Source organism: Mesorhizobium sp. M0954 (genome assembly GCF_040319155.1).
GTDB lineage: Bacteria > Pseudomonadota > Alphaproteobacteria > Rhizobiales > Rhizobiaceae > Mesorhizobium.
In genome coordinates this window covers 68,184-82,392 of sequence record NZ_JAMYNR010000026.1, presented here as the reverse complement: position 1 = coordinate 82,392, position 14,209 = coordinate 68,184, and the positions used below count along the sequence as shown (strand labels likewise).

At 61.7% G+C, this 14,209-nt stretch carries 15 protein-coding genes and 3 pseudogenes; 8 read left to right on the top strand and 10 right to left on the bottom strand.

Translation table 11 applies throughout. From position 1 onward, the window contains the following. On the top strand, positions 1 to 180 hold a 180-nt coding region (locus tag NKH93_RS26940; RefSeq protein ID WP_352973586.1), incomplete at its 5' end, for a hypothetical protein. Positions 181 to 379: 199 nt separating this feature from the next. Here NKH93_RS26940 and NKH93_RS26935 read toward each other — a convergent pair. Then, the gene (locus NKH93_RS26935; RefSeq protein ID WP_352749819.1) at positions 380 to 2,125 is read right to left on the bottom strand and encodes an adenylate/guanylate cyclase domain-containing protein; all 1,746 of its coding nucleotides are present in this window, start codon (positions 2,123 to 2,125) and stop codon (positions 380 to 382) included. Positions 2,126 to 2,615: 490 nt separating this feature from the next. Between NKH93_RS26935 and NKH93_RS26930 the strand changes: the two genes are divergently transcribed. Together NKH93_RS26930 and NKH93_RS26925 are read left to right on the top strand one after the other, a co-directional pair. Next, complete coding sequence (locus tag NKH93_RS26930) at positions 2,616 to 2,942, top strand: hypothetical protein (RefSeq protein ID WP_352973585.1); 327 nt, start codon at positions 2,616 to 2,618, stop codon at positions 2,940 to 2,942. Beyond that, the gene (locus NKH93_RS26925) at positions 2,914 to 3,204 is read left to right on the top strand and encodes a hypothetical protein (protein ID WP_352749815.1); all 291 of its coding nucleotides are present in this window, start codon (positions 2,914 to 2,916) and stop codon (positions 3,202 to 3,204) included. Before NKH93_RS26930 ends, NKH93_RS26925 begins: the two co-directional genes overlap by 29 nt. A 702-nt stretch (positions 3,205 to 3,906) precedes the next feature. Here the strand turns inward: NKH93_RS26925 and NKH93_RS26915 are convergent. Then, positions 3,907 to 4,161 (bottom strand): annotated as a pseudogene (locus tag NKH93_RS26915) (plasmid partitioning protein RepB); the annotation flags it as partial. After that, positions 4,161 to 5,338 (bottom strand): annotated as a pseudogene (gene repA / locus NKH93_RS26910) (plasmid partitioning protein RepA). The pseudogenes NKH93_RS26915 and repA, both read right to left, overlap by 1 nt. 303 nt (positions 5,339 to 5,641) lie before the next feature. Here repA and NKH93_RS26905 point away from each other — a divergent pair. The 3 genes and pseudogenes from NKH93_RS26905 to scpB all read left to right on the top strand — a co-directional run bounded on the left by NKH93_RS26905 (position 5,642) and on the right by scpB (position 7,173). Continuing rightward, positions 5,642 to 5,959, top strand: coding sequence for a DUF1403 family protein (locus tag NKH93_RS26905; protein ID WP_352973592.1), 318 nt, complete (start codon positions 5,642 to 5,644; stop codon positions 5,957 to 5,959). Next, positions 5,841 to 6,425, top strand: a pseudogene (locus tag NKH93_RS26900) (DUF1403 family protein); the annotation flags it as partial. The gene NKH93_RS26905 and the pseudogene NKH93_RS26900, both read left to right, overlap by 119 nt. Continuing rightward, complete coding sequence (scpB, locus tag NKH93_RS26895; protein ID WP_352973584.1) at positions 6,334 to 7,173, top strand: SMC-Scp complex subunit ScpB; 840 nt, start codon at positions 6,334 to 6,336, stop codon at positions 7,171 to 7,173. The pseudogene NKH93_RS26900 and the gene scpB, both read left to right, overlap by 92 nt. A gap of 72 nt (positions 7,174 to 7,245) precedes the next feature. On the opposite strand, the gene NKH93_RS26890 is transcribed toward scpB, so the two are convergent. Together NKH93_RS26890 and NKH93_RS26885 are read right to left on the bottom strand one after the other, a co-directional pair. Further along, positions 7,246 to 7,755, bottom strand: a complete 510-nt coding sequence (locus NKH93_RS26890) for an RES family NAD+ phosphorylase (RefSeq protein ID WP_352746891.1) — start codon at positions 7,753 to 7,755, stop codon at positions 7,246 to 7,248. Positions 7,756 to 7,766: 11 nt separating this feature from the next. Further along, positions 7,767 to 8,153 (bottom strand): hypothetical protein, encoded by a 387-nt coding sequence (locus NKH93_RS26885; protein WP_352973583.1) that lies wholly within the window; start codon positions 8,151 to 8,153, stop codon positions 7,767 to 7,769. Between the two features lie 645 nt (positions 8,154 to 8,798). On the opposite strand from NKH93_RS26885, the gene NKH93_RS26880 reads away from it, so the two are divergent. Beyond that, positions 8,799 to 9,032 (top strand): hypothetical protein, encoded by a 234-nt coding sequence (locus NKH93_RS26880; protein ID WP_352750304.1) that lies wholly within the window; start codon positions 8,799 to 8,801, stop codon positions 9,030 to 9,032. Positions 9,033 to 9,143: 111 nt separating this feature from the next. On the opposite strand, the gene NKH93_RS26875 is transcribed toward NKH93_RS26880, so the two are convergent. Then, positions 9,144 to 9,791, bottom strand: a complete 648-nt coding sequence (locus tag NKH93_RS26875) for a helix-turn-helix domain-containing protein (protein WP_352750296.1) — start codon at positions 9,789 to 9,791, stop codon at positions 9,144 to 9,146. 346 nt (positions 9,792 to 10,137) lie between these two features. Here NKH93_RS26875 and NKH93_RS26870 point away from each other — a divergent pair, with 346 nt between their 5' ends. Beyond that, on the top strand, positions 10,138 to 11,118 hold the full coding sequence (locus NKH93_RS26870; RefSeq protein ID WP_352973582.1) for an alpha/beta fold hydrolase: 981 nt from the start codon (positions 10,138 to 10,140) through the stop codon (positions 11,116 to 11,118). Positions 11,119 to 11,759: 641 nt separating this feature from the next. Here the strand turns inward: NKH93_RS26870 and NKH93_RS26865 are convergent. The 4 genes from NKH93_RS26865 to trxC all read right to left on the bottom strand — a co-directional run bounded on the left by NKH93_RS26865 (position 11,760) and on the right by trxC (position 14,161). Then, the gene (locus NKH93_RS26865; RefSeq protein WP_352746898.1) at positions 11,760 to 12,353 is read right to left on the bottom strand and encodes an NAD(P)H-dependent oxidoreductase; all 594 of its coding nucleotides are present in this window, start codon (positions 12,351 to 12,353) and stop codon (positions 11,760 to 11,762) included. Positions 12,354 to 12,485: 132 nt separating this feature from the next. Further along, positions 12,486 to 13,163 carry a DUF4010 domain-containing protein gene (locus tag NKH93_RS26860; protein ID WP_352973581.1) on the bottom strand — a complete coding sequence of 226 codons (678 nt, stop codon included), beginning with the start codon at positions 13,161 to 13,163 and terminating at the stop codon, positions 12,486 to 12,488. 139 nt (positions 13,164 to 13,302) lie between these two features. Beyond that, positions 13,303 to 13,698, bottom strand: a complete 396-nt coding sequence (locus NKH93_RS26855) for an MgtC/SapB family protein (RefSeq protein WP_352973580.1) — start codon at positions 13,696 to 13,698, stop codon at positions 13,303 to 13,305. Between the two features lie 13 nt (positions 13,699 to 13,711). Beyond that, entirely contained in the window at positions 13,712 to 14,161 is a 450-nt protein-coding gene (gene trxC, locus NKH93_RS26850) for a thioredoxin TrxC (protein WP_352746901.1), read from the bottom strand. Positions 14,162 to 14,209: the final 48 nt, after the last annotated feature.

Genomic DNA, 14,209 nt, shown 5'->3' with positions numbered 1-14,209 from the left:
GCTCAGTCTAACGTCTCGATTGGTCATGGCACTTCCCCTTCCACGGGAATCGGTGATCGCAACGTCACCACCGTGCCATGGCCGCTCGCCCCTCAGAGCAAGCGCCGTTCTCTCTCCAAAACTTTTTGCAGAACCTTCAGCACACTATCGCCGGTGGCGGGAAAAGTCATGCTCTCCTAAAGGGAGAGACGAGCGCCTTTGTCGGAATGTCGCAGTGGGGTGGAAACCGGAAGTTCGACGCGAACCCAACAGAGAGCTTGCCGGCTGTTCACGGCTGCTCTACGCGCTCAGTCCTCAGACAAGCCGGCCAGAGAACTGTCCTTCCAGAAGCGAAGGGGTCAAGGGAACGTCGCCTCGCCGGGCATTGCAACCGCGACGATCACTCCGGCACGCCGGAGATGCCCAGCGCCTCGACGTAACGCTCGGCGAACACCTCGTCCAGCCACGGGTTGATCTGTCTCTGCAGGGTGAGCGTGTAGGTCGGGAACGCCTTCATAAGCCGCCGCGCCGCCGCCTGCGCTTCGTCCAGCCGGTTGAGTTTGATCAGCGCCATGATCACCACCCGGTGCGAGGAGCCGTAGTTAGGCATCTCGTGCAGCGCACGTTCTCCCCATGCCAGCGCTTCCTCGTAGCGCTCGAGCATCAGGTAGCTCATCCCGATGCCGGAGAGCGCGATGCCCTTTTCGGGGTCGACCGGGCTCAGCCGCATTGCCCTGTGAAAGTGCTCGATGGCGACGAGCGGGCGGCTGGAATGTGCGTTCACCCAGCCGCTGCCCGTATGGCCCTGCGCCGAATTGGGGTTGAGCAGCAGGGATCGCTCGATTGTGCGCAACGCCATCTCGTAGTCCTTCGCGCTGTAGGCGATCACCTGCGCGGCGAAGCGTAGGCTCGTGGGATCGTCGCGCGCTTCCGCCAGTACCTCGCGCGCCATGCGGGCGGCGACTCGGATATCGTCAGGCTCGTGCCAGCACTGGCTCACGGACAGGCTGCGGATATAGGCGCCGAGTGCCTTCGCCAAGTTGAAGCCAGGGTCGATACTGAGCGCCTCGTTGGTGAGCCGGCGCACGTCGGCAAAGCCTTCGCGCGTCATGCTGTAGAAGCGCGGCAGCGCGCGAAGGTAGAGGTCGTAGGCGCTGATGTACTCGGTCGGCTTCATGCCCGCCTGCTTGATTTCCTGCAGCCGGATGCTCGGTTCGACTGCGCCGACGACGCTCTCGGTCACCTTGTCCTGCAGGTCGAAGATGTCGCTCACGTCGCCCTCGAAGCGGTTGGTCCAGACATGATGCCCGCTGATCGCGTCCACCAACTGTCCACTGATGCGCACCCGCGATCCTGCTCTGCGGATGCTGCCTTCGAGCACGTAGCGGACGCCCAGCTCGCGCCCGACCTGGCGCAGGTCCACCGCCCGGCCCTTGTAGGTGAAGGACGAGTTGCGGGCGATCACGAAGAAGGAGTTCACCCGGCTCAATCCCGTGATGATGTCCTCCACCAGCCCGTCGGCGAAGTATTCCTGGTCGGGGTCGCCGCTCATGTTGGTGAAAGGCAGAACAGCGATCGAGGGTTTCTCGGGCAAGGGAGGCGGTGCAGCCACCGAGGCGCTGGCGTCGGTCTCGACGCGGTAGGCGCGCACGGGCCGCTCGATGTTCTTGAGGCGCAGGTTGCCGAGCGGCGTGAAGCCGCAATCGAGCTTGCCCTGAAGGTGGTCGTAGGCGGTGCCCGAGACGACCACGGTGCCGGGATCGGCGATGCTTTCGAGGCGGGCGGCGATGTTGACCCCGTCGCCGTAGAGGTCGCCGTCCTCCCCGCAGACCACGTCGCCGAGATTGACGCCGATGCGCAAGCGAATCCGCTCTTCCTCGGGCATCTCCGCCTCGTGTTCTGCCAGGGCCTGCTGGATCGCCATCGCCGAGGCCACAGCGTTAACGACGCTCGCGAACTCGCACAGCATCCCGTCGCCGGTGAGCTTGACGATCCGACCCTGGTGCACGGAGACCAGCGGTTCGAGGAGGTCCTTGCGATAGATCTTCAGCCGCTCGAGCGTGCCGCGCTCGTCGCGCTCCGTCAGGCGCGAATAGCCGACCACGTCGCAAGCCAGGATCGCTGCCAGGTGGCGCTGCGTGGTCATTGCACCGGCAAGCCAAGCGCCTGCACGGAGGCCGCCCCGCGTCTGTGTCCTGCCAACTTCCTGACGCCCCACGTGCATCGTATCCATCTTTCCCAGTCGCCGGCCGTTGCCCCAGTCGCCGGCCGTTGCCGATACAGAACGCAGAATGCAGCTCGACCTTGCCTTCACGAGATTTCGCTATCCTGCTTGCGAGGCGTGGAGCGTTCCAGTCGCGGCGCTAACAGCCAACCGAGACACGCCCACGCAGCCTCTAGAGACGCTGACACGCCACTCCCAGAAGGCCGGAGATATTTCCTGCCCTGCGTAACCGGTTGACGCCACCGTGGCGGTGCTTTTGTCACCGCGATGTAACAGGGAGATGCCCTACGAACGCGCGCATCGGGCATCACACCAGACGTTCGCGCTTAGAGGTGCTGAGGTTGGCAAGTGGCGCTATCGACTCCTTGCTGAAGGCGCCGCCCGAGTACCGAATCCTGCTGGAGGCGAAGGAATGACCCAAAGCGGACACCACTTTCGCGGCGCGCCTGAGACAGGTATCAATATCGCATGCTCGACATCGAAGCGGAAGCAGCAGCGTTGGCAGGACTTTTCGGCACCGGCCAATCGGCGCCCGTTCTTGACTGCTACTCATCCATCCCTCGACATGCCCACCGCATACCAGATTGCAAATGTCGTGCGGATGAAGCGGCTTAGCCGGGATGGCCCCTCGATCGGCCGCAAGATCGGCTTCACCAATCATCGCATGTGGGAAAGATACGCCGTAAAAGCGCCCATCTCGGGCTATATGTATGAAAGCACCGTTCAGCAAAATTGCTGAGAACGCTCAGGTCTCTCTCTCCGGTTTCCCCGAACGGAAGATCGAGCCTGAAATTGTATTTGGACTTGGGGCCGCTCCTAGTCTGGGGATGAGTGAAGCGGAACTTCTCGGATGTGTCGAGTGGGTCGCATTGGGCTTCGAAATGGTCTCATCAATCTATTCCAGATGGCATTTTGCGCCGGCGGACGCGGTCGCTGCTTACGGCGCCCATTTTGCGCTTCGCGTAGGTGAGAGGATCCCCACAAAGGCCTTCGACGACTGAGCGGCGTCGCTAGGGTCATTTCGACTGGACCTGTTTCAAAACGGAGAGCGCGTGGCCAGCGCTGTTGGCCAGAAGCCTCCGCTCAAGCCACGAGAGGTCTGGAGCAGCTGCAAGTATCAGATGCGGAACGCGATCTTGCACTGTTCAATCTCGCGATCGACAGCAAGTTGCGGGGTTGCGACCTGGTTACGATCACCGTCGGAGACGTCGCCCCGTCCTTATCGGCTGCCGGAGAGCCAATCGCTCTCGAGTGCAGGCACTCCAGTGGAGTCCAGACGTTGGAAAAGGCACACGGAGCTTCGGGTCGGGCTACGACGGCATTCCGAAGCGATCGCTTCGGCGAGAAGGCGTCGTTCCCAATTGGGCGACGGGGGATACATCGGCGAAGACGGCATAAGGGAGCATGGGCCAGACCGAGCCGACGGAAAGGTCGTGGCCAAGGCGTTGGAGCGCATAGCGCCTGGCCGGGAGGGCGCCCGCCAGCCAGACTTACGCGGCGCGTCGTTGAGCGAGGTGGAGACCCGAACGGGCTCGACGAGGGTCCACGGCGGTCACGATGTTGTGGTGGTGATCGCAGTAGACGCGATCCGGCGAAGTTGGCCCAGCACAAAAACGATAGCCGCCGGGCACTGACGGGTCTTCGCTCACCGGGAAGCGGCACTGATAGAGGCCTAGCTGAATGAGAGGGACGTCTCTCGAAGTTAGACGATCACTGATGAACGACCCGTCAACCAGGGCTGGATCCAGTTCGACAATTATCTTGCCTTCCGCGAGCTGCTTCTCGAGGTCTTGCGCCCGTTCGAACTTCTGCGTGATGTTACCCAGGGTTCTTGTGATGCCCCCGATGGGAGCACTGCGAACCGCTGGCGCTACAAAGCCTGCGATCGGCCTGACATCCGCCGTAGGAGTCGGCGCTTCTTCTGCAGTTGAGACCTCAATGAGATTCTTGCGGGCCATTACTTTCTCCCCCAAGTTGTCCTTAGCAGACCTTCGATTTCGGAATTCACGGCGTTTAGGGATTCCATCGCCCTGTCATAGGTACCGCGCGTGAACTGTTGTCGCTCGACCTCATACAGTGTCTGCTTGGTGACCCCGGCATCGGAGATTGCCGTCGACTTCAGCATGTGATTGTGGAGCATTCGATTGCCAAAAATCGCCCGCATAAAGCCGGTCATCTGGCTTTGCGGACCATCGTTCGGCTCGTAGCGAGTAACCAGATAGCGCATCCAATCGTAGCTGGTACGACCACCCGCCCTTTCGACGACCGCCATCATCTCACTAGTCATCGCAAGAAACTGGCTCATCGACATTACATCCAGCATCTGCGGATGTACCGTTATCAATACCGACGTCGCCGCACACAACGCCGACATCGTTAGGAAGCCGAGTTGTGGCCGGCAATCGATAATTACGACATCGTATAGGCTCTCGATGTCTGTCAAAACCTCGCCGATGCGGGCGAAGAACATGGATTCCGCCGAACCCGACGTGATCGCTCTCGGTGTCTCATGTTCAAACTCCATGAGTTCGAGATTTCCCGGCACGATATGTAGGTTCTGGGTGTAGGTGGCCCGGACAATTTCAGCGATCGATCGTGGCGCTTCATAGCGGATCGCCCCGTAAAGAGTTTCGCCTTCGCCCACATCGAGCTCGGGTTGATGTCCGAAGAGCGCGGACAAAGAAGCCTGTGGGTCAAGATCGATTGCTAGAACCCGGTGGCCGCGCAAAGCAAGGTACTGGGCCAGGTGTGCGGAAGTCGTCGTTTTCGCCGAACCGCCCTTGAAATTCATGACGGCCACGACTGTAGTTTCTCGCCAGGCCGACGGGTCGGAACGTATTTTGGTGTTCCGTTTTTTTCGTCGAGGCACCGACGGATGTTTTCCATGTCGGCAGGAGAATAGACCCGGCGACCGTTGGCCAATGGTTCCGGCCCATGCCCATCCGAGGCCACCTGTCTCAGGTATCCCTCACCGATGCCGATATAGTATGCAGCTTCTGCAGGTGTGAAATGCCGGATTGTTTTTTGGGACGCTGGGGGAAAGATCTTTTGTTGGTGCAACTGAAGCTGCCGTGACAATTCGAGAGAATCCGCGGACAACATCGACGGCAGGTGTTCCTGCCCGCTAGTTTGCATATATGTTTATAGCATTGCTCGCCTCGAACTACGCAGTTGATGCAGATTTCATTCAAACTGCGCAGTTACAGTATGGTCCGATTCGTAAACATTTTACAAACGTTTAACCATGAGTGGAGTTGACCCGGGAGTTGACCCTCTGACACTGGCAGTTGTCCGCGGACAACCCGCGCGCGCTGCTTCCCTTAGATGTTGGGATAGCCCAAGAGGCCGGTTATTTGGCGCAGGCTGAGCCGCTTGACGGCCGCCCAGAAGTCCTTTGGCAGGTGGTATTGCGCACCGGAGACGCCGACGCCGCCTTCTGTGCCGGCGCCCGCCTTGAGCACGCTCGAGACGCTCGCGCGCACGCAAGCCGGCTGGGCCGGCGCCTGGCGCCAGCGGCTGGCGCTGAAATGCGCCGCCAGCATGCGGCTGGCCGGGCGCTCGGAGGACGAGGCCGCCTTGCGCGACGCATGCCATCTGCGCCAGGCCGGAGCCGATCCGGGCCCCGCCGGCGCCACATTTGGCGCCTGGCGGCAGTTGGCCCGGGCAGCCGCCCGCCGCCAGCGCCGATCAGCTCGAAAAGATCGTCGACCAGCTGGGTCTCCATTGGGACGTCGAGGCGCTGACCGCGGTTTGTGAACACATCGACGACCTGGCGCGCTCGGGGCGGCCGGCGCCGTTCGCCGCGGCGGCAATCGCCGCTCACGTCGTCGCCATGCAGTCCGACGCCGAGCTTTTTGCCTGGCGGCTCGCCGACCTGGTGCTAGCGCAAAACCTGCGCTGGCCGCGCCCGCTGCCGCTGCTGATGGCACACGTTTTTGGCCCGGCGTTTCGGTCCAAGCCTGGCGGCGGCAAGCGGATCCGGCCAGGCGAAAAAGGGTTCGAGCGAGCAGTGTGCCTGGCGCTGGCGCAGGCGGTGGCGGACGCCTGCCGGTTGGCCGCCGAGCTGTCGCGGCGCGCGAAGCGGCTCATCGCCGTCGCACCGAAGCTCAGGGCAAAGGGGGGCGGGCGATGTGATCCAAAGACTGCTCGACGACGGCGCCCTCTCCGGATCGCTGACGACCAAAAGACTGTCGCGGTTTGCGGCGCGGCGCCTGTTCGAGCGGCTGCAAAGCTCGAGGCGCTGCGCGAGCTCACCGGCCGCGCCTCGTTCCGACTGTTTGGACACTCTAGCGATGGGCGAAGCCTCCGCCCGCCGCAAGCCGAACGAACAGCCGGCCTTGCTCGACACCGAGCTCGAACATTTACCGGCCGAACTGCGCTGGCGCGAGTGGATGGGCCGCGTCGAAGCGGTTGTCTTTGCGGCCAGCGAACCAGTGCCGCGCGAGGTGCTGGCGCGGGTCGTCGGCAAGAACTGCAATCTTGAGCTGATCATCGACGACATCCGCGCCGAGCTCGCCGGTCGCCCCTATGAGCTGGTCTCGGTCGCCGGCGGCTGGCAGCACCGGACCAGAAAGGTTTTTGGCGATGCCATTCACGCAGCCTTCGGCACGGCAGCGGGCGAGGGGGCAAAAGAACTGCCGCAGGCGGAGGCGCTTGTCTTGATGTGCATTGCCTACTTCCAGCCGATCACCCGTGGCGAGCTCTCCAGCTTTTTCGGCAAGGAGGTGTCGCGCGACCTGATCGGCATGCTGCGCGCGCAGGATCTTATCGCTTCGGGTCCGCACTCGCCGCAACCTGGCGCGCCCTATACTTATGTGACGACGAAAACTTTTCTGTCGCAGTTCGGGCTCGACACGCTGCGCCAGCTACCGGATTTCGAGGCGCTCGAGGACGCAGGGCTGCTGTCGAAGGAGAAGCTGCTGGCCGGCGATATTCCAGCCGGGCTGGCGCGCGGGGAGGGCGACGGCTAGGACGGTGTCGTTGGGGACCAAGCGCCGTGACGGGGGCGTCGTCGCGTTGCGATCCCAGAGATAGTCGATAACTCAGGACCAGGACGACTGGTCGTGCGGCAGCCGTTGATCGGGATCGTGAACCGCGACATGGTCGCCGTCGACAAGATTGGCCGGAAAGATCACCAGATTGGTACCGCCGGCGTGACGCAGCGACGGAAAAAGGATGCCCCGAAGCCCGGCGGTGATGACCAGATCCGCGAGCTTCCACGACGGCGGGATCTTCTTGTCGATGCGAGCGACCTGGCGCCAGGCACAATCCCACTCCTTCCACGGGCCATCCCAGATGTCCGGATCGAACCCCTGCGAAAGGTCGGCCACCTCGGCGAGCGTGATCTTGTAAGCGGCAAGGGTGGCGGGCGGGGTGATGCTGGCACCCTGCTTGTATTCATCAAGCGCCGTCTGGGTCGCACGCGACAGATAAAGTGCTTCGATGCCCGGCCGGTTGAAACGACCGCCGTCCATCGCCGCGCCTGCACCGCTGGTGGGCAGGAAAGCCCATTTGGGAGTCAGATAGCGATGGAAGATTTCGTCTGGACCCATGCGGGTGATCCTCACCCGCGCGCCCCATTCTCGAGATCCCGGATAAAGGCCAGAACCGCCTCGACCCGGCCGTCGGCGACGAGCTCGGCTGCGGTACGATGGCCATAGTCGGCGATCGGTTCATTGCGGTACCAAAAGATCGCCTTGTTGACATCGCCGGTGAGTTCCGTCGCCGCCGAGATCACCTTCACCATCTCGCGCATCCGGCCCTGCAGGCGCTCCGATGACGGGTTGCGGAGCGTGTTGCGGTGGACACCGGTCAACTGGGCCAAGTTGGCCACCTTCACGCCAAGCGCCTGCGACAGGCGCTTCGGCGAGATATAAGGCGTGCGCGGCTCCTGCAGGCTATCGACAAAGTCTGAAATCACCGTGGAATGTGCGAGCTGTGCGTGGGCCATGACAAATCTCCGACCTCTCATATGCACAATATATGCACATTTCGACGCATAGCAAGTGTTACAGAGGCCCGACGCATTCCACCACACTGCTTGCCCTTCTTCATCCCCGTGGCGGTTGTTAGATAGCGGCGGCAATGCCCCCAATGTCAGCCGTAAGATCAGCTTTGCTGCTTCCCAACTGCAGACCTTGCAGGCAACGACGCTGTAGGTCGAAGTTGCGCCGCATGTCGGCCGTTGAAGTCAGACCTGCCATCCCATACAGCTCGGCGACCGAGGTCGCGGCCGCGCCATATGCCGGCCTTGAAATCGGGATGGACTTGGAGCGCCGGAGCGCCAGAGGTTCATCCATGGTGACCAACAGCGGGGGCTGACCACTCTCGCCGCTCTAGCACGGACCGGTGGGCTTCGACGCCGCGGGCCATCCGAAAAACACGCCTGGAGGATTGGGGGGCAAGGGGCGAGAGATGGGTAAGAGCAGAAATTGCCGCGAGACTCAGACGGCCCCTCGACATCGCTTTAGATATGTCTAATGTTAGGAGCGAGACGCCGGAAGTCTCCGCGCCGCTTTGGGAAGCGTCACCGACACTGCCGCGTAAGACCGAGTGAGGCGCGCAGTGTGATGCTGCCAAGTGTGGGAGCGCGGTCATGGACCGAAAGCTTGCTGCAATTCTTGCTTTGGACGTCGTCGGCTACTCCGCACTGATGGAGCACGACGAACAGGGCACGTTCGAGCGAGTCAAGGCCGGTCGCAAGGAATTGTTCGAACCCGAGATCGCGCGCCACCATGGCCACATCTTCAAGCGTCACAAAAATAAGGGCAAACGTGACCAGCGCGCCAGAGACGTACAAGATCGTCCTGACACTACTACCGGAAGATGATGCATACCGGCTTCGTACCGACCGCTCCGACAACCGTCGACGAACGTTTGGAAACAGTCCCGTCACGGTCTCAGACATGCCTAACAAACGGTTATTCGATGTCGACGCAGCTCATTCGCTCATCGCATGAAGCGCGTCGTGCCTGACGATCACGATGCTGCGCAGATTGAGCAGGCGGATGACGCCCTTGTCCTTCAGCCGGGTGAAAACCCGTGATACGGTCTCGATGGTGAGGCCGAGATAATCGCCGATATCCATGCGCGACATCGGCAGTTCGACCTGCCGCAACCCGCCCTGCCGCTCCGCCATGTCGACCAGGAACGCGGCGACGCGTTCGATGGCATTCTGGCGACCGAGGACCAAAAGATGTTCCTGCGCTCTCGTCAGGCCCTTGAGAGCCAACGGCAGCAGCTGACGGGAGATATCCGCACCATTGGTAAAGCGGAAGACGCGGACACTCGTAGCATTGATGGCTTCGGCGAAGAAATGATGGGTGGTGTCGGCTTCGAAGCCGAATGTCTCTCCAGCCAGATGGAAGGCGCTTATCTGCCTGCGACCGTCCGCAAGCAGGCGGTAAACACGGACGGCGCCAAACTCGACCCTGTAGAAGGCTCCGGCCTTTTCACCTTGGGCATAGATTTCCGAACCGGAGGGAAAGAAGCTGACCGGCTGTAGCGGTGTCAGATCGAATGCCGCAGGCAGGCTCGACTGCACGGAGTGTGACGGCAGTGAAATTCTGGAGGTCGATTGGGCGTGCATGGCTGTTTTCCCGGTTGATCCGCGACGCAGCAATCGCGCGAATCCGCGGGTCGCGAAATTCGGTTATGTCCCTACGGGAAACTACCTAGCGCAGAGGCGCTAGCGGTCTGGCCCAGTGCTGCACAGGGCTTGGATCGTCAGGCCGTTGGGAGCAGAGCCGAACGGTTTTCGGGATGTACGATGCACAACCCGGGAGAGGAGGGGGCGCCGGACCGGCTGCGTATCCCACAATTGACAGCATCCAAATACAGCGACCGATGTTGTCACTCAGGGATATTGAGGTAAATCAACCTGCTTCCAAGCGAGACAGGCCAATATTCGTCCGTCCTTTTGTGGAGCTTTTGCAATGAGTCGAATTGGCGGTTTGCTGCTGGCCATGGTCATCGCCATACCACCGGCCGGAGTCGTTTTCTTGCTTTACAAGAACGAGCTTGGCCGCATGCGCGACGCCGCCAGCCGAGGCGGCGTGGTCGCCAACCTCGACATAGGCCCGATCGAATACGCCGACATTGGTGTGGGTACTGCGCTCCTATCGATCCACGGCGCCGGCGGCGGCTTTGACCAAGGGCTTGCCAATGCAGCAGATCTTGTGGGTGAGGGCTTTCGGATCATCGCGCCGTCGCGCTTTGGCTATCTGCGCACCCCCGTTCCGCAGGATACCTCTCCAGCCGCGCAGGCCGATGCGCATGCGGCGTTGCTATCCAAACTGGACGTACCCAAAGCGATGGTCGTCGGTGTTTCGGCAGGCGCGCGTTCTGCGGTCGAGCTCGCACTCCGGCACCCGGACAAGGTCACCGCTCTCATTCTGATCGTCCCAGGTCTTTATTCGCCCACCAATCCGGTCTCGATTGAAGCGAGCCGCGGCAACAAGTTCGCTTTCTGGGTCGTCAATGCGGGCGGCGATTTCGCATGGTGGGCCACGGAGAAGATCGCACCGTCAGTGCTCGTTCGCTTCCTCGGCGTTCCGCCAGCGCTGGTTGCGGCTGCGCCTCGGGCCGAACGGGACCGCGTCATGAGCATCGTCAAGAGCGTTGAGCCGTTGTCGCTGCGCTTCCCTGGAATCAACATCGACAGCACCCCTGCGTTGCATGAACTGCCCTTGGAAGTAATTACTGCGCCGACGCTCATTATTTCTGCGCGCGACGACCTGTTTGACACGCTACCGGCAGCTGAGTTCGCCGCAGCCAAGATCCCGGGTGCCAAACTGGTCGTCTACGACACTGGCGGACATCTTCTGGTTGGACAGCAGCAGGATGTTCGCATGGCAGTTCGCACGTTCCTAGCTGGCGCCGGCCTCATCCCGTCATCCGACGTATCAAGACAGTGATACCACATCCGCTTGGGGCGGTACCGCCTCACAGATCGTTCGTTGCTGTCGCCGATCGAAAGAACAATCGCAGGGGGAGAGGGCAGCGCATGGTGCCGGCGCTCGCCTTCGTAGCCGCTTGCGAACTAAAAGATTGATAATGATCCCAGGACTAACCGTTTCGTAGCCTACGCGCGGCTCCGATTTGTCTTTTGAATTGTCTTTCGGGATCACGCTGGATGTCTACGCGCGCTGGTGTACTCGCCGGATGGCGAAAGACGCAGCCGGTCATTTCGGAAAGACCGGTGCGCAGGCCACGGCCTGAGCCTCGGCCCGTCTCCCTGGCCAGATCAGGCCGAAGCGCTGGTTTGGAATGCTTTTGGCACCTTGGGTGACATTGGGTAAAAACAGCTAGGATAGCTCAGTCGCCTGGCGGCACCGGCTCTCACCAGTCGGCGCAGGCGCGCATGGCTGTTTCCCGATTGATCCGTGGCACAACAACCGCACGAAAATCCGCGGGTCGCGAAACTCGGCTTTCCCCATGAAAAACTACTTAGAGCTGTCGCGCCGGACAAAGCCCGGTGGAGTCGCGCGGCTTGAGCGATCAAATATTCGGTGGCTGGACAACCACGGCCGACCTTATCTTACCTGATTGATCGTGGCTAAAGCGCCAAGCCACCGAGCTTGCGCATTTGTTCGATCCACTTCGCCCGTGTCGAATCCCTGGCACCCGCGACCATGCCGAACAACGTCTCGCGTACCGGACTGATGCCGACAAAATGAAGGATGCTGCGCCGCATGCCGGCAATGCCGTGGCCGAGGAACCAGAGCCGGTAAAGAACGGAAGGCATGCCCATGGTCACCACGACGCGAGAGGAGCGGCCGCGAAGCAGCGTCTTGGTGAAGCCTCCGCCTTTGTCCGGATAGGCAAACGCCGTTCCCGGCCGAATAACCTGTTCCAGAAACGCCTTAAGCATGGCCGGCATGGTTCCGAGCCACAGCGGAAACACAAACACGATGTGCTCCGCCCAGACGATCGCTTCGGCGGCGTCCTTCAGGCTGTCGGGGATCGCGCCGTGCTCGAACTCCTGCATCGTCCGAAGCATGGGAAAATCGAGCGCCGCGAGATCGATCCGGCGGACGACATGCCCCGCCTGTTCCGCGCCTTCGGCATAGGCCTTGGCGAGACCACGGCAGAGCCGGTCCGGGGACGGGTCAGGATGGCCGACAACAATCAAGATGCGTCGTCGCGGCATGAGTTACCTCTGAGGCGTCTTGGCAGCAACCGGACGTGTCGGAATTTCGGGGTAAGATCCTTCAAGCTGATCATGGCGCACTCCTTCGCGGAGTTTCATAGAGCGGCTGTACGGCTTGGCCCTTGATCGGCATCAAAAGAGGCCGGTTCTCGGCGCTATCGAAAGGTCAGTGGCAGCAACACCGCACCGTAACCGGCTATTGCGGCGATCAGGGTTGCACCTGCCAGCGGCAACCAGAAACCTCATCGGACCGGCAAATACTGCCAGCGACAGGCGGCCGATCGCGTTTGCTGCCAGTGCCGCGAGCACCGCCTGCCCACCGGTCTCGACAGCGACCGAATGCTTGACCAGGCGCAAAGCATTGAGCACCGAGACATCGACATCGAATGTGCCCGCAAGCGCCGAACTCGCCAGCAAGCCGCGTCCGCCGAATTGAGCAGCCAATGCAGCGCTCGCGGTCGCGACAATCGCAAAGAGCAGGGCGAAGAGCAGCAACGGCCCTAGTTCGAACGGATTGCGCGCGATCGCGCCGCCTTCGTGATCCCCGCTGTCTCGAGTCAGCAGCAATGCTCCGAGAGCCGCGAAGGAGAGCGCCGCGGCAATCGCCGGAATGCCATCACGACCAAAACGCTTGGCTCGACGATCAGCACCACGGCGCAAACGCGCAGCACCGAAACCATTGCCGCCAGCGAGTGCCATGGTCACGGCGGTGGAAGAGACGATGGCGCCGGCGAGCGAGCTGACGAGCAGCCCGCGCGTGGTTCCCAGAACGCGAACGGCGACATAGCCAGCGAACGATATCGACGCCATCAGCACCGTGAGGAACCAGACTTCCTACGGGTTGAAGCCAACCCACGGGTCCATCGTCCGGTTTGGCAGCAATGGCAAAACGATCGCGGTCATCACGGCCAGGATCAGCGCAGAACGAAGCTCGACCCAGGTCAGCCGATCAAGGGGCCGTGCAGGATCTCGCGACTGGCAAGGACCGCCGCCAATGCCGCCCCCCGGCTGCGGCGACGCGGTAGTCAACGGCGACCGAAAGCGCACCGAGCGCGAACACGATCACCGCAGTAACGCTGAAGTCCTCGTCATGGGCGGCCTCACGCGCCTTGTACCAGGCGAAGATTGCCGCAAAGGCGACGAAGCCGCCGACTAGCACGGAAACTGCGTCGAGCGCATCGGCCAGAGCTGCGAGAATACCGCCGAGCAGACCGGATATGCCGAAAGTTCGAATTCCGGCCGTCCGGCTGCGATCAGGCGCGTCCCGTTCCCGCCAGCCGCGCTCCAATCCCACGAGCAGGCCTATTGCCAAAGCGAGACCGAGCCGGGCGATGAGCGAATCCATGGTGTGGCTGCTTTCAGGCCGTGGCCATCGGCAGGTGGTCGCGAACCCACCTGACGATCTGCCCGGCCGTCATTGCGCCAGATGTGCGCGCGACCTCCCGCCCGCCATGGAACAGGATCATGGTCGGGATGCTGCGAATGCCGAGCCTGGCTGAAACGGCCTGCTCATTGTCGGAATTTAGCTTGATCAGGCAAACATCCGGCTCCAATTCGTTCGCTGCCGTCTCATATGCCGGCGCCATCATCTTGCACGGGCCACACCATGGGGCCCAGATATCGACGACAACGGGGATACTGCTGCGCGTGATGTGGTCATCGAAAATCCGACCGTTGACGTCTTCAGGGTGACCTGAGAACAGCCTGTTCCCGCACTTTCCGCATTTCGCATTCTTGGCACTGCGGGCCGGCGGCAGGCGGTTGACCCCACCGCATTTGCTGCAAACCACCAGATTCTGCTGAGCCATAACCATTCACCATTGGTATCATCTTTATGTGCGTGGGAGATCGCCGTC

Bases quoted from the DNA above. Each gene is read 5' to 3' on its own strand.
- NKH93_RS26930 (WP_352973585.1), top strand. From the start codon at position 2,616: ATGACCCAAAGCGGACACCACTTTCGCGGCGCGCCTGAGACAGGTATC.
- NKH93_RS26925 (WP_352749815.1), top strand. From the start codon at position 2,914: ATGAAAGCACCGTTCAGCAAAATTGCTGAGAACGCTCAGGTCTCTCTC.
- NKH93_RS26855 (WP_352973580.1), bottom strand. From the start codon at position 13,698: ATGGATTCGCTCATCGCCCGGCTCGGTCTCGCTTTGGCAATAGGCCTG.
- NKH93_RS26880 (WP_352750304.1), top strand. From the start codon at position 8,799: ATGGACCGAAAGCTTGCTGCAATTCTTGCTTTGGACGTCGTCGGCTAC.
- NKH93_RS26935 (WP_352749819.1), bottom strand. From the start codon at position 2,125: ATGACCACGCAGCGCCACCTGGCAGCGATCCTGGCTTGCGACGTGGTC.
- NKH93_RS26865 (WP_352746898.1), bottom strand. From the start codon at position 12,353: ATGCCGCGACGACGCATCTTGATTGTTGTCGGCCATCCTGACCCGTCC.
- NKH93_RS26875 (WP_352750296.1), bottom strand. From the start codon at position 9,791: ATGCACGCCCAATCGACCTCCAGAATTTCACTGCCGTCACACTCCGTG.
- NKH93_RS26885 (WP_352973583.1), bottom strand. From the start codon at position 8,153: ATGGCCCACGCACAGCTCGCACATTCCACGGTGATTTCAGACTTTGTC.
- NKH93_RS26860 (WP_352973581.1), bottom strand. From the start codon at position 13,163: ATGGCGTCGATATCGTTCGCTGGCTATGTCGCCGTTCGCGTTCTGGGA.
- NKH93_RS26870 (WP_352973582.1), top strand. From the start codon at position 10,138: ATGAGTCGAATTGGCGGTTTGCTGCTGGCCATGGTCATCGCCATACCA.
- NKH93_RS26890 (WP_352746891.1), bottom strand. From the start codon at position 7,755: ATGGGTCCAGACGAAATCTTCCATCGCTATCTGACTCCCAAATGGGCT.
- trxC (WP_352746901.1), bottom strand. From the start codon at position 14,161: ATGGCTCAGCAGAATCTGGTGGTTTGCAGCAAATGCGGTGGGGTCAAC.